Source organism: Flavobacterium quisquiliarum, from assembly GCF_019308285.1.
Lineage (GTDB): Bacteria > Bacteroidota > Bacteroidia > Flavobacteriales > Flavobacteriaceae > Flavobacterium > Flavobacterium quisquiliarum.
In genome coordinates, this window is sequence record NZ_WWEM01000012.1 from 283,799 (window position 1) to 297,567 (window position 13,769).

Genomic DNA, 13,769 nt, shown 5'->3' on the forward strand with positions numbered 1-13,769 from the left:
TTTAATTACAACGATATAGTTCAAAAACAGCCTTATAAGTGTGTTTTCAACACCTATAAAGTATCACAATAAAGACCAAAAGTGAACGATTTTACCCCTTATTTTTCAGCATTTTTCTCTAACTTAGCGCTCTACATTTTGAAATGTAAGATTAAAATAAACTTTGTTTTGCTGCAAAACATTGAATGAAAAAGAATTACCATACTTTCTCTTACTTTTTTGCTGCTAAAACATTTCTTCTAATAATTTAGTTAATTGAAAACTATGAGCAAATTTGATTTTGGAATTGTAGGACTCGGTGTAATGGGCCGTAACTTACTTTTAAATATCGCCAGCCATAACTTTGCGGCTGCAGGTTTAGACTTAGACACAGAAAAAGTCAACTCTCTTCAACAAGAAGCCGATGCCAATCACACTATTGAAGCTACTACAGATGTAAAACATTTTGTAGAGCTTATGCAGCAGCCAAGAGCAATTATGTTATTGGTTCCTGCAGGAAAACCAGTTGACAGCGCTATTGCAAGCTTACTGCCTCACTTAGATAAAGGAGACATTATAATTGACGGTGGAAATACTTTTTTTACAGATACAGACAGAAGATTCTTAGAATTGTCTGAAAAAGGAATCCACTTCTTTGGAATGGGAATTTCGGGCGGTGAAAAAGGAGCTCGTTTTGGTCCTGCTATGATGCCAGGCGGCGATCAAAAAGCGTATGAAAGACTTCGTCCAATTTTTGAAGCGATCGCAGCAAAAGTTGAAGGTGAACCTTGTGTAGAATATCTAGGAAACGGTTCTGCTGGAAACTACGTAAAAATGGTTCATAACGGAATTGAATACGGAATCATGCAGTTAATTTCTGAGATTTATGACTTAATGAAAAGAGGTTATAATTTGGATGATACTACGATTCAGAAAACTTTTGAAGAATGGAACCAAACAGATGATTTAAGATCCTATCTAATTGAAATCACTGGAAAAATCCTTAAACAAGAAGATGCAGACGGAAGTCTTTTAATCAATAAAATTTCGGATTGGGCAAAATCAAAAGGAACAGGAAAATGGACTTCGCAAAACGCAATGGATCTACAAGTTCCAGTTCCAACTATCGATGCTGCAGTTAACATGCGCGATATGTCTAAAACGAAACCAGAAAGAATTGAAGCAGCTCAAAAATTAGTTTGGAATGCCAATACAGCTGACATAAATGCAAGCGAAGCCATTGCGGCTTTAAAATCGGCTTTATACTTTTCTATCGTTGTAACTTATGCTCAAGGTTTAGCACAGCTTCACACGGCTTCTAAAGAATACAACTACGGATTAAATCTAGAAACTGTTGCCAAAATCTGGCGTGGCGGATGCATCATTCGTGCCACTATTTTAGAAGATTTCAGAAAAGCATACGTAGCAAAATCAGATTTACCAAACTTGCTTTTAGATAATGGAATAGCTTCAAAATTAACCCAAAACCAAGCTGGAATGCGTGCTGTAATTCAGTTTGCAGTTCAAAAAGGAATTCCTGCTTCGGGATTAATGAATTCGCTGGCTTATTTTGATGCTTACAGATCTGCTAATCTGCCAACAAATTTAATTCAGGCACAACGTGATTTCTTCGGGGCGCATACCTACGAACGTATTGATGCAGAAGGTGTTTTCCACACCCAATGGGCTGAATAACAAAAACTAAAACAACACAACCACACAAAATGACTAAGAATAAAACAATAAATCCAACGATTATCGTAATTTTTGGAGGAACCGGAGATCTGGCGAAGAGAAAGCTCTTTCCCGCATTTCAAAATCTGTACCTCGACGGACGTATGTCTGAGAAGTTTCAGATTATCGCTTTGGGTAGAGCCCAAAAAAGCGATGAGGAATTCCGCTCTTACGTTTTAGAAAACCTGAATACTTTTTCTAGAAAAAAAGGACTTTCGGATGCAGAAACAGAAAAGTTTCTTAATCACATAACCTATCACAGTCTTGATATAGACAAAGAAGAATCATACATTGGGTTAAACGAAAAAATCAACAATTTTGATCTGGCTTTTGGCGAACGTGCCAATCGTCTTTTCTATTTCTCGATTGCACCTTCATTTATCTCAACAATTTCAAGCAATATCAAGAAAATTGGCCTTGCGGCGAATGCCAAACAAGACCGTATTATTATTGAAAAACCTTTTGGTTATGACAAATCTTCTGCCATTGAATTGAACGAAATGCTTTCGCAGACTTTCAAAGAAGAGCAGATTTATAGAATCGACCATTATTTAGGAAAAGAAACGGTGCAGAATATTTTGGCTTTCCGTTTTGGAAATTCGATGTTTGAACCATTATGGAGCCGTAATTTTATTGATTTTGTACAGATTACTGTTGCAGAAGAAGTCGGCGTTGAAGAACGAGGCGGTTTTTATGAAGGTGTCGGTGCTTTAAAAGATATGATTCAGAACCATTTGTTTCAAATTTTATGTATGACGGCTATGGAAGCTCCTGCCTCACTTGCAGCAGACGACATCAGAAACCGAAAAGCAGATGTTTTAAAATCAATTCGCCGCATCAAACCTGAAGAAGTAGATCATTATATTGTAAGAGGTCAATACGATGCAGGAGAAATCAACGGAAAACCAGTTCCAGGTTACCGTCAAGATAAAGGAATTGCACCAGATTCTAATACAGAAACGTATGTGGCAATGAAAATTTATCTGGACAACTGGAGATGGCAGGGAATTCCGTTTTATTTACGTTCTGGAAAAAGAATGGAAGAAAAACAGTCTTCAATTATCATCCAATTTAAACCAGTACCGCATTCAGCATTCTCTTACGGAAAAGGTGGCATGACCCCAAACCGTTTGATTATCAATATTCAGCCGGCAATGGATATTAAATTGCAGTTCATGACTAAAAAACCTGGTTTATCGATGTCTTTAAGACCAGCCGAAATGGTTTTTGATTATTTCGCCTGTTCAACCATGTCTCCAGAAGCTTATGAAACTTTATTGGCCGATGCTTTATTAGGCGATCCTACCCTATTTATGCGTTGGGATCAGGTTGAAGAAGCTTGGGACGCAATTGATACGATTCAGCAGGTGTGGAAAACTACTCCTCCAGCCAATTTCCCAAATTATAAAGCGGGAAGCTGGGGACCAGAAGAAGCCGATGAATTATTGGCACGCCAGGGACACAAATGGATTCCGAACACACAAAACGTTAAAAAAGAAGAAGAAGTTTTAGATGGTACAGATATACAATAACACAGACGAAATTAATATTGAAGCAGCAAATCTTTTTATAGAATCGGCTCAAAAAGCTATTACTGCAAAAGGCAAATTTACAGCTGTTCTTACAGGAGGTTCGTCTCCAGCAGGAATTTATAAATTATTAGCTTCTGATGCTTACAAAAATAAAATCGAATGGAGCAAGGTTTTTATCTTTTGGGGAGATGAACGCTGGGTGCCACTTAATGATGATTTGAGCAATGCTAAAATGTCTTACTCAACCTTATTAAGCCACGTTCCTATTCCGCAGGAAAACATTTTTGAAATGTATAAAGACGGTGTTACACCTGAAGATTATGCTGTTGAATATGAAAAATCGATTAGAACTGTTTTAGGCGAAGAAGGTACATTTGACCTGATTTTATTAGGAATGGGAGACGACGGACACACGGCATCTCTTTTTCCAGGCGAAGCGGTTTTGCAAGAGCAGACCAAATGGGTTGATGCTTATTATTTAGCTCCTCAGAAAATGTATCGTATTACGCTTACAGCTCCATTAATCAACAAAGCCGAAAAGATTGTAGTAGTAGCTTTTGGAGAAAAGAAAATCAACGCTTTAAAAGAGGTTACAACTGGTGAATACAATCCAACTTTATATCCAATGCAATTGATTAAGCCCCTTTCTGGTGAATTATTGTTTTTGGTAGATAAAGTAGCTGCTGGGAAAAACTAAGATGCTGTTTTGTGGTGCGTCCGTGGGGTCTATGCTGAAAAGTATAGACCTTATTTTTTTATTTTCTCCCGCAGATTTAGCAGATTTTGGAGATTAAATAAAAAAAATCCGCTGAATCTGCTAAATCTGCGGGAAAAAACACTTAAGCAAAATCAAACAAACACAAAACACTGAAAAACAATTATTTACAAAACATATTCTTTTTTTCCTTAATTTTGTTTTTAATATACTCCTAATCAATATCTTAGATTATACACCTCCATTTTTATTCTTCAAGGCTTTTATACTGATTATATAATTTCAAATCCATTTTGCAATGAAATATAATTACTCCCTAATGGCTGTTTTTCTTCTTTTGACTTGTTTTAAAGATAAAAACACTGAACCCAAATCAGTTGATAAAGTAAATGCTGTAAAAAGCTGTTTTGTGCCCCAAACCAATGATAAAGATTGGTACACACAAAACAAAAAAGCACCCAAATTTGAAGGTTTGGATGATGTGACTTTTAAAATTTCCACCAATAATCCAGAGGCTCAGCAATATTTTAATCAGGGATTAATGCTGGCCTATGGATTTAATCACGCCGAGGCCGCGCGGTCTTTTTATGAAGCCACACGAATCGATCCGAATTGCGCTATGGCCTATTGGGGTTTTGCTTATGTTTTAGGGCCAAATTACAATGCCGGAATGGAAGAAGACAATTTTGAAAGAGCTTATGATGCTGCACAGAAAGCCAAAAAACTTTCTGCTAAATGTATGCCTCAAGAGATTGCCTTAATAAATGCGCTGACTACTCGATACGCTGCAAAACCTCCAGCAGATAGAAAACCGTTGGATATCGCTTACGCGGAAGCCATGAAAAAAGTTTATGCTAAATTTTCCTCTTATCCTGATATCGGAGCGCTTTATGCCGAATCTTTAATGAATCTGCATCCCTGGGACTTGTATGAAAAAGATACCGAAATACCTAAAAAATGGACTCCAGAGATACTTCAGGTTTTAAACGAATTGATTAAAAAGAATCCAAAACATCCCGGAGCGCATCATTTTTTAGTGCATGCTTTAGAAGCTTCTTCGCATCCTGAAAAAGCGATGCAAAGTGCCAAATTGCTGGAAACTTTAGTTCCTGGATCTGGGCATTTGATACATATGCCTTCTCATATTTACATTCGTACCGGAGATTATCATGATGGAACTCTTTCAAACATTGAAGCCATTAGAATTGACAGTCTTTATACAACTGCCTGTCATGCACAAGGCGCTTATCCTCTTGCCTATTATCCGCATAATTATCATTTTTTAACGGCAACCGCGGCTTTAGAAGGAAATTCAAAATTGGCTTGGGAATCGGCATTGAAGCTGCAGGAACATATTTCTCCAAAAATCATGCGTGAGGCTGGCTGGGGCACTTTACAGCATTATTATAGCATTCCGTATTACATAGCGGTAAAATTCTCCATGTGGGACAAGATTATGGGACTTCCAGAACCTAAAGACGATATTGTTTATCCAAAAGCAATCTGGCATTATGCAAAAGGAATGGCGTATCTTGGAAAAAATGATCTCATTAATGCCGAAAAACAACTCAATGCTCTCAATACTTTAGCAAAAGATAAAACTTTAAAAGAGATTACTATTTGGAATATCAATACAACTTATGATCTTGTTGAAATTGCCTCTAATGTACTTTCGGGCGCAATTGAAGCTAAAAAGAACAATTTAAACCAATCTATTTCATTTTTATATAAAGCTGTAGCAATTGAAGATCATTTAAACTACAACGAACCACCTGATTGGTTTTTCTCTGTTAGACATTATTTAGGAGCTGTTTTATTAAAAGCTAGAAAATTTGCCGAAGCTGAAAAAATATACAAACAAGATTTAAAAACATTACCCAAAAACGGCTTTTCCTTAATCGGGCTTTATAATGCTTTAACACTACAGAAAAAAGAAAAAGAGGCTTTGAAAATTAAAACCTCTTTTGATAATTCGTGGAAATTTGCTGATGTACAGATTAAGTCTTCTTCTAGTATTGTGGAGTAAAATCAATACCCAATACAAAAAACAGTCTCTCCCTTATTCACAGGTGGAGTACCAATTTTATACAAAATAACGCCGGTTGCTGGTGATTTGATTTCTGTTAGAAGCTGACCAAATTCATCTGAAATATATACGATTTTATCCCCTTTTTTAATGTAATCGCCACTTTTCAAACTGCTGTGGAAAATTCCGTTATACTCTGATTTTACATATTCTTGATTGTTCAAATAAACAGCTGAGGGATTTTTTACAGGAACTTTTTCAATTGAATAAATCGCCATGTAACTTAACATATTATAAACGGCGTTTTTTATTAAGCCAACCGATTTTGGCTGAACATTTCCCAGTTTTCCTGCTTCGATACTTAAAGCGGTTTTTCCGTCTTGAGAAGCCTTTTTGAAAGCATATTTTGCTGGCTCTGTTTTGGTAATGGTGTAAGGATACGAAACAATATGATTGATTCCTGAAATCTCCGAAAGCTTACTGCTTAAAAGTGTTTTCTTTTCTTCAGTAGTATTGTTGTAATAACAGACAAAAGGCAATAAATCTTCATTGGCATCGCCTCCGTGTATATCTAGAAAAACATCCGAAAACGGAATAATCTGTTTCGTTATATAATTCGCAATCTGCTCCGTAATAGTTCCCGACTCGGAACCTGGAAAAGCGTTATTTAAATTTTTCCCGTCAAGCGGATTTACAAATGGTGTTCTTTTGTAAAATGAAGCTACATTCGCAATTGGAATCACAATTAGGGTTCCTTTTAGCTTCTTAGGATCAATTTCTTTAATTAATTCCTGAACTGCTGTTATTGGCGGATATTCGTAACCATGAATTCCTGCAACAATGGTAAAAACTGGCCCTTTGTCTTTTCCTGAAATAATAGTTAATGGAATATAATTGTAAGGCGGATCGGTTTTGAGGTACACTAATGTATCGGTTCGTTTACCTGTATTTTCTTTTAGTATTTTGTCTAGATTTTGACTGAAACCAATTATGGGCATAATCAGCAGTAATTGTATTGCAAAAAGCTTTAAGTTATTCACGTTTTATTCTATTTTGATAGGAAAAAGAAGGGGTTCCTATCATTTGTTTTTAAAACGCAAAGATAAAGAAGTTTACTGCTTTGGTTTCATCTTTAAATTATGATAATAAAATTAATTCTCCACTAATTCAATATCCATAGTTTTGATTAAACCATCTTCAAAAGTATAAACATGTTTTACCAATCCGTCAAAAATTAAACTACCTTGCAGATCTTTTACGTTTTGCTGCACCAGCACTTCCAGACTTCCGTTGTCTCTTTCTACAAAACCTATAGGTTCTACTTTCGGATTAATTTCAGCCCATTGTCTTGTCCAATATTGCCTGATTTCTTCGTGCCCGCTAATATAACCGCCTTCCCAAGCTTTTGACCATTGAACATCTTCCTGCATGGTAGACAAACAATTATCGATATTCCTTTCGTTGAAAGCATTATATGCCTTTCTAATTACTTCTTTATGCTGATTTAACATGATTTTATTCTTTACGTTTTTCTATCTAACTAAAGTAGAAATATTTCTTATCAAAATAATATAGTGTTGAAAAAATTAGAGTTATAAAATTGGTTATCAATTTGAGCGGGTTATTGATAAAACCAAACATACAAAATGAGTTTAACTATTCTATTTTTTCTATCTTTTTAATATAAACAATTGGTTCTGTATCAAATAAAAATTCATCTATAGGTTTTCGTTCTTCCCATACTTCTTCTATTTCACTTTCTTCAACTTCATAAACAGGATCATAGCCATGACGTTCAAAATCCTTAAAATGAATCTGTGCTTCTGCTAAAGGTCTAATTACATAAATTCCCTTATCTAATATACTCTCAACGAAAAACTTAAAACCTTTATAAGTGCAAAATGTACTTACTTCAAAAGCGCTTTCAATATCAATAAAAGCAACCTCTTTATATACTTTATCTTTTAATTCTATATCATCATATTTTTTAAAGCCTTTACTTAATAGTTCCTCGCTATAATCTGTTTGTAAAACATAACTATTGCCAGATTCCCAAAATCTGCAATGTATTCCCCTATGCTTGGCATATAGACCTCTTTTCATCATTCTCAGTTATTTTTGTAGATTCTTTTTTAAAACCTCATTATTCTTACACTTATAGCAAATATATTTCAAGATGAGAGAATGTCTTTCTTCTTTAGATTTCCCCGATAGCGCGGATTTGCAATCCGTGCCCGTTCCAATTGTCAAATCTTATTTGTTTTCAATTTTTTTTCTCTCACTTTGTAGATATACTTTATGGGCACGGAAAAAATTTCCGCGCTATCGTTGTCTACATATCTGAGCGATCGGGCTACCAACACATTTGATACATTACCTACACTTTTATCTACAATAAGTTTGTAAAAGATATTTTGCGTATATAGCTCCCCAGAACATTGAAGATATTATAACAACAAAAAAAGCTATGGTCAAAATTTTTGAAATCTTAGAACTTCCAAAAAAAAGAGGTTTTTCTTTTATGATTCTTAAAGATCTTTTAGATTTAAAAAAATAAAAATAATTAATCAATAAAAACAAAACGCTAATTCCAATCATTAACCACTTATCCATTTTAAAACAAAAAAAGCGAATTAAAAAGATATTGATAATAGAACCTACAAAAAAACCCTCTCCAGCACCTAAAGCCCAGACTGTTAAAGCATGAGGCTCATCTTCTTTTAAGATTTTTTTATAAAATAGGTAACAATAATAATATATAACATCCATAAAAAACATATAAATTTAATATCCGAATTTCTCTCTTCTCCATGGCAATACAGTTTCTCGTTTCCATTTCTGATAAGAATTCCAAGTTGTTATCCACCTTCCTGCTTCCCAACCAATACCCCATGCTACTCCATATGAGCCACCAAAAGTAGCATAAGCATTTGATGATTGTTCTGTCACGAAAGTAAACTCATTAATTTCATTATTACTATAAGAATCATAAATTGACCATGCATTATAAGCCCCAATACCTCGTCCTCCCCATTTCAGCTTATTTGACATTTTTAATGCCGAAGCGACTTTGCCTCCTGTAGCTCCATTTCCATTAAAATGTTGCCCATAGCTTTTCATAGTTTTTAAACTATACCAAGTATCTTTATTAAACATTACATGCTGTCCTATTGTTAAATCTGTTGCCAAAAATGTGAAAAATGCACCTTTTGAATCATATTCTTCATAAGGCTCTCTAGGATGTTCGTTATATTGCTGTATTAATGGTCTTGTATCTCCAATATTATTTGCTGTTTTAAAATCAAACTCATCTTTAGAATTATTATTAACAAACGAATGCAAATCATCGTATCCTAATCCAATAGCACTTGCTCCTAAAGCTGGTTTATTATTGTAATTATCAATATAACTATTTGTTGCTCCTGTTGCGTATGAAGTCGCCAAACCAGAACCTATACCAGAAAGCGCTCCCATTACATTCTGCATATTCCACTTTAATGGGTTCGCCTCGCCAGTAGCTGCTCCGCCATAAATGTATGCCGCCAAAGCTATAGCCGCAAACTGCCAGAACTCTCCGCTTTGGTCGGTGTATTTTAAAGGATTGTTTAGTACATAGCCATAACGGTTGAAATTCTGGGTATCAAAAAGATCTTGGACATTATTGTCGGGCTGTAAAAAACGATGCAATTGAGGGTCGTATAAACGACCATTCATATTGATAAGCCCTACACTCTGCAAATGTTCGTGGCCTGCAACCGCAATCTAAGACTGTTAATCCAAACAATGCATCACAATTCTTTATAAAAATAATATGTCAATGCTGTCAAAAAAAATGACATAAAACTAAAAATATCGAGCCAAAAAGATTTTTGTCCTAGCGAATAATTTTTATCATTTATTATCTTACTTCCATTACCCCTCAAGCTGAAATAATAATAATTTATAACATAAAAAGTTATCGAACCTACAATTCCTATTTTTCTAATATCATAGTTAATATCTACTTTTGTTAAAAACAAAAACAAATTAATGATAACTATTAAATTATTCGTTTGTACTAAAGACAGTAATGCATAAACAGGTATTTCAGGAGCAGTATTTCTTTTTCTACTTTGTAAAAAAGTTGCATAATAGATATATTTATAAATTTTCATAAAATTAATCTTTAAAAATCTTACTTTCATACCATCCGTTTTTCATTTCAAGATATTGATAAACAGCCGAATTCCTTCCAAAAAAGAATTTATTATATGGCTCGCTATTTGTTACCATCGGAATATTCCAAATATTCTTTTTCAATAAAAAATCAAAACTCTTTGTAAACATAATATGTAGCCACCACCATCATAAAAGATACAAACCCAAAAACATCTAATAAAAAAGAATACTTCCCTAGTGAATATCCTTGATCTTTAATTATCTTTTTACCGTTACCTTTTTTACTGAAATAATAATAATTAATAAAATAAAAAAATATTGGTCCAATAGCAGCAAACAATCTAACATCATAATTTACATTCATCTTTGTAAGAACCAATAAAGCGTTTAAGATTGTTATAACATTGCTAGTTTGGATAAAACATAGATAACTATAAACTGTAATTTCAGGAGCTGCATTAACTTTTCTACTCTGGAGAAAAGATGCATAATAAATATATTTATAAATCTTTAACATCTTAATCTTTAAAAATTTTACTTTCATACCATCCATTTTTTATTTCGAGATTCTGATAAACAGCTGAATCTTTACCAAAAAAGAATCTATTATAAACTTCTGTATTTGTTAACCATGGTCCTAAAACATTCCATCCAATAGTCCAAGCTATTCCAACATCACTGCCATATCTTTTAGCAAGGAAATTTCCCAAATATGTCCCACCAAATTCTGAGACAGCTCCATAGTAATTTTTATTATATAAATTTTCTGCTGCTCCATAATACCCCAAATAAGAACCTGTAATACTTGCATATCCACCAAATTTAGATGCTAACTTCAAAGAATTGGAACTGTTTTTTGCTGTTTGAACAAAAGAACTTGGAATATTTAACCTAGTCCCCCCTTTAAATGAATCTGACCAATAACGCATTGAACCATTAAAGTTTACTGCAAATTTACCAGCTGGGGTAGCATTGTGAAATTTTACAACAGAGAGCTTATTCATTAAACCGCTTAAACCGCCTGACAACACACCAATAGTAGCAATATCTCCGTTTTTAAGCCCGAATATGCCTTCATCTTTATAAACATTATTAGAATCATATTTAAAATTAAAATCTTTTTCCTCCGCAAACGGGTGCAAATCTGCATACCAAGCTGGTTCAACCGCACTTGCTCCCAAAACAGAAAATTTTAAAATTCTTGAAATAAATATCCTGTAAATCCAGTTAACATAACTGATAAAAACAAATAAACATCTGTCAAAAAAGACAATCTACCTAACGAATATTTTTTATTTTGAAGAATCAAATCTCCTTTTTTGCAGTTTATGAAATAATAATAATTTATAACGAACAAAACAACTTGAATAATTAAATACACTATTGGAAGATTAAACCTTTTAATACATTTTGTAAAAAACAAAAAAAGATATATTAAACTAAGTATGTTATTTGTTTGTACAAAAGACACATATCCAATTACTGGTATTTCAGGCGACACGTTATATTTTGCACTTGATGAATAAATATTATAATAAATATATTTATAAATTTCTATCATATAATTCCATTTCTATAATTAAACTAATAATCCCGATAGCGCGGATTTGCAATCCGTGCCCGTTCCAATTGTCAAATCTTATTGGTTTTCACATTTTTTTCTCTCACTTTGTAGATATACTTTATGGGCACGGAAAAAATTTCCGCGCTATCGTTGTCTACATATCTGAGCGATCGGATCTAATGTATAATAATTAAAAGCTAAAAGTAGAATAGCAGGTATGTAGATTACGGGCATTGAAATTGAAAGTTGTATACTTGCTTTTGTATAGATTTTATAATATGCTCCAAATGAAAATAACATCCATGTTTCCAAAGCAAGCATAACAAATCCTGCCTTGTAAAATGTAAGAAATTCCCCCCAGACAATTCCGAAGTGTATTTTATAGAAAAATAAATTTTATAGAAAAAATAATAATATCCTTTTTTGATAAATTTCATAATATTTAAAATTTCATTGCACCAGGAAAAGCCTGATAATTTGGATTTATAGCTCTATTATCTCGATATAAACTTTCCTAATCTGTTGCTAATCCTTTCCAGCCTTGAGGATAAAAAGCATCTATGCCAAAATAAAGTGTAGAGGGAATAGCCATCGCTGAACTCCCAAGTACCCGTTGCTCCCATGTAAGTATTCAGAATCGCTTTTGCAGGATGAACAACATTGGGGAATGATAAATTTTATAGAAAAAATAATAATAACTTTTTTTAATAAATTTCATAATACTACTCTAACGATACTTGCTCCAATCTATCTCACTCATTAGATAAAGTGAATATGTAAAATTAGTTATTATAAGTACAATTATTCCAAACACAATCCAGCCTGCAATACAATTTTTTCTCTTAGAATAATTGTCGAATTCATTGTTATATTGTTTCCACTTATCTTTATAATCTAATGTAAAATAATTAAATGCAAAAAGTACTATTACTGGTATATAAGCAATAGGCTTTGTTATTGTAAGCTCTGTAAATGTTTTTGTATAAACTGCATAGTATGCACCTAATGATATTAATATCCATAACTCTAAAGCAAGCATAACAAGTCCCGCTTTAGATGACACAAGAGTTTCTCCTCCAAACGCTTTTGAAGTATACCATATAGAATGATAAATTTTATAGAAAAAATAATAATAACTTTTTTTAATAGACTTCATAATATTTAAAATTTCATTGCTCCAGGAAAAGCCTGATAATTTGGATTTATAGCTCTGTTATCCCGATATAAACTTTCCTGATCTATTGATAATCCTTTCCAGCCATTAGGATAAAAGGCATCTATACCAAAATAAAGTGTAGAGGGAATAGCCATCGCTGAACTCCCCCAAGTACCCGTTGCTCCCATGTAAGTATTCAGAATCGCTTTTGCAGGATGAACAGCATTGGGAGAATTTGGATTTTCTGTCCAATTCCATACACCAAAACCATCCATAACAAGCCCAAAATAAAAAGAACCTTTACCAACTGTTTTTGCCCATTGTCCCACTTTGGAAAAAGGAAGAGATGCTTTTGTTGCAGGAGCATCCCTAAACATACTAAGGTTTCTGCCTGTTAACTCATAATTTACTTTAACTCCTCTTCTAATACCGTCAGCATACATTTGTTCTGAGTTTAAACCTCCTTTAACTACTCCTATACTGCTAGCAAGAGCTAGTGCCCAATTTACTTTACCACCTGGCTCGTACCAATTAGTTACATTATCATTTGAATCATTACCATATACTGGTGCTCCAGTAAGACCACTAACGCCTGAAATAGCACTAACATCTCCATATCCTGCTCCAATAGCACTAGCTCCTAAAGCTGGTTTATTATTGTAATTATCAATATAACTATTGGTTGCTCCTGTTGCGTATGAAGTCGCTAAACCAGAACCTATACCTGATAACGCTCCCATTACATTCTGCATATTCCACTTTAATGGGTTCACCTCGCCAGTGGCTGCACCTCCATAAATGTATGCCACCAAAGCTATAGCCGCAAACTGCCAGAACTCTCCCCTTTGGTCGGTGTATTTTAAAGGATTGTTTAGTACATAGCCATAACGGTTGAAATTCTGGGT

General features: G+C 33.9%; 14 protein-coding genes and 1 pseudogene. 4 read left to right on the forward strand and 11 right to left on the reverse strand.

The window, feature by feature from the left end; all coding sequences use genetic code 11:
- The first annotated feature begins 264 nt into the window (after positions 1-264).
- From gndA to GSY47_RS04985, 4 genes are all read left to right on the forward strand, one after another.
- Positions 265-1,674, forward strand: coding sequence for an NADP-dependent phosphogluconate dehydrogenase (gene gndA, locus GSY47_RS04970; RefSeq protein ID WP_179003568.1), 1,410 nt, complete (start codon positions 265-267; stop codon positions 1,672-1,674).
- A gap of 29 nt (positions 1,675-1,703) precedes the next feature.
- Positions 1,704-3,245 (forward strand): glucose-6-phosphate dehydrogenase, encoded by a 1,542-nt coding sequence (gene zwf, locus GSY47_RS04975; RefSeq protein WP_179003567.1) that lies wholly within the window; start codon positions 1,704-1,706, stop codon positions 3,243-3,245.
- The gene (gene pgl / locus GSY47_RS04980) at positions 3,226-3,942 is read left to right on the forward strand and encodes a 6-phosphogluconolactonase (RefSeq protein ID WP_179003566.1); all 717 of its coding nucleotides are present in this window, start codon (positions 3,226-3,228) and stop codon (positions 3,940-3,942) included. Before zwf ends, pgl begins: the two co-directional genes overlap by 20 nt.
- A 316-nt stretch (positions 3,943-4,258) precedes the next feature.
- On the forward strand, positions 4,259-5,986 hold the full coding sequence (locus GSY47_RS04985) for a tetratricopeptide repeat protein (protein WP_219071134.1): 1,728 nt from the start codon (positions 4,259-4,261) through the stop codon (positions 5,984-5,986).
- Positions 5,987-5,988: 2 nt separating this feature from the next.
- On the opposite strand, the gene GSY47_RS04990 is transcribed toward GSY47_RS04985, so the two are convergent.
- From GSY47_RS04990 to GSY47_RS05040, 11 genes and pseudogenes are all read right to left on the reverse strand, one after another.
- Positions 5,989-7,026, reverse strand: coding sequence for a succinylglutamate desuccinylase/aspartoacylase family protein (locus GSY47_RS04990; protein ID WP_317197900.1), 1,038 nt, complete (start codon positions 7,024-7,026; stop codon positions 5,989-5,991).
- A gap of 111 nt (positions 7,027-7,137) precedes the next feature.
- Positions 7,138-7,497, reverse strand: a complete 360-nt coding sequence (locus tag GSY47_RS04995; protein WP_179003564.1) for a nuclear transport factor 2 family protein — start codon at positions 7,495-7,497, stop codon at positions 7,138-7,140.
- 145 nt (positions 7,498-7,642) lie between these two features.
- The gene (locus tag GSY47_RS05000) at positions 7,643-8,092 is read right to left on the reverse strand and encodes a guanylate kinase (protein ID WP_179003563.1); all 450 of its coding nucleotides are present in this window, start codon (positions 8,090-8,092) and stop codon (positions 7,643-7,645) included.
- 279 nt (positions 8,093-8,371) lie between these two features.
- Positions 8,372-8,755: a hypothetical protein gene (locus tag GSY47_RS26130; protein WP_246611267.1), complete on the reverse strand. Its 384-nt coding sequence runs from the start codon at positions 8,753-8,755 to the stop codon at positions 8,372-8,374.
- Between the two features lie 15 nt (positions 8,756-8,770).
- On the reverse strand, positions 8,771-9,700 hold the full coding sequence (locus GSY47_RS26135; protein WP_246611268.1) for an RHS repeat-associated core domain-containing protein: 930 nt from the start codon (positions 9,698-9,700) through the stop codon (positions 8,771-8,773).
- A 74-nt stretch (positions 9,701-9,774) separates the two neighbouring features.
- A complete protein-coding gene (locus GSY47_RS05015) occupies positions 9,775-10,140 on the reverse strand; it encodes a hypothetical protein (protein WP_179003561.1) in 366 nt (121 codons plus the stop codon).
- Between the two features lie 4 nt (positions 10,141-10,144).
- Positions 10,145-10,285 (reverse strand): hypothetical protein, encoded by a 141-nt coding sequence (locus GSY47_RS05020; RefSeq protein ID WP_179003560.1) that lies wholly within the window; start codon positions 10,283-10,285, stop codon positions 10,145-10,147.
- Between the two features lie 7 nt (positions 10,286-10,292).
- On the reverse strand, positions 10,293-10,688 hold the full coding sequence (locus tag GSY47_RS05025; protein WP_179003559.1) for a hypothetical protein: 396 nt from the start codon (positions 10,686-10,688) through the stop codon (positions 10,293-10,295).
- Positions 10,663-11,325, reverse strand: coding sequence for a hypothetical protein (locus GSY47_RS05030; protein ID WP_179003558.1), 663 nt, complete (start codon positions 11,323-11,325; stop codon positions 10,663-10,665). The genes GSY47_RS05025 and GSY47_RS05030 overlap by 26 nt, the downstream gene beginning before the upstream one ends.
- Positions 11,326-12,435: 1,110 nt before the next feature.
- Positions 12,436-12,864, reverse strand: coding sequence for a hypothetical protein (locus GSY47_RS05035; RefSeq protein ID WP_179003557.1), 429 nt, complete (start codon positions 12,862-12,864; stop codon positions 12,436-12,438).
- Positions 12,865-12,869: 5 nt separating this feature from the next.
- Positions 12,870-13,769 (reverse strand): annotated as a pseudogene (locus tag GSY47_RS05040) (hypothetical protein); the annotation flags it as partial.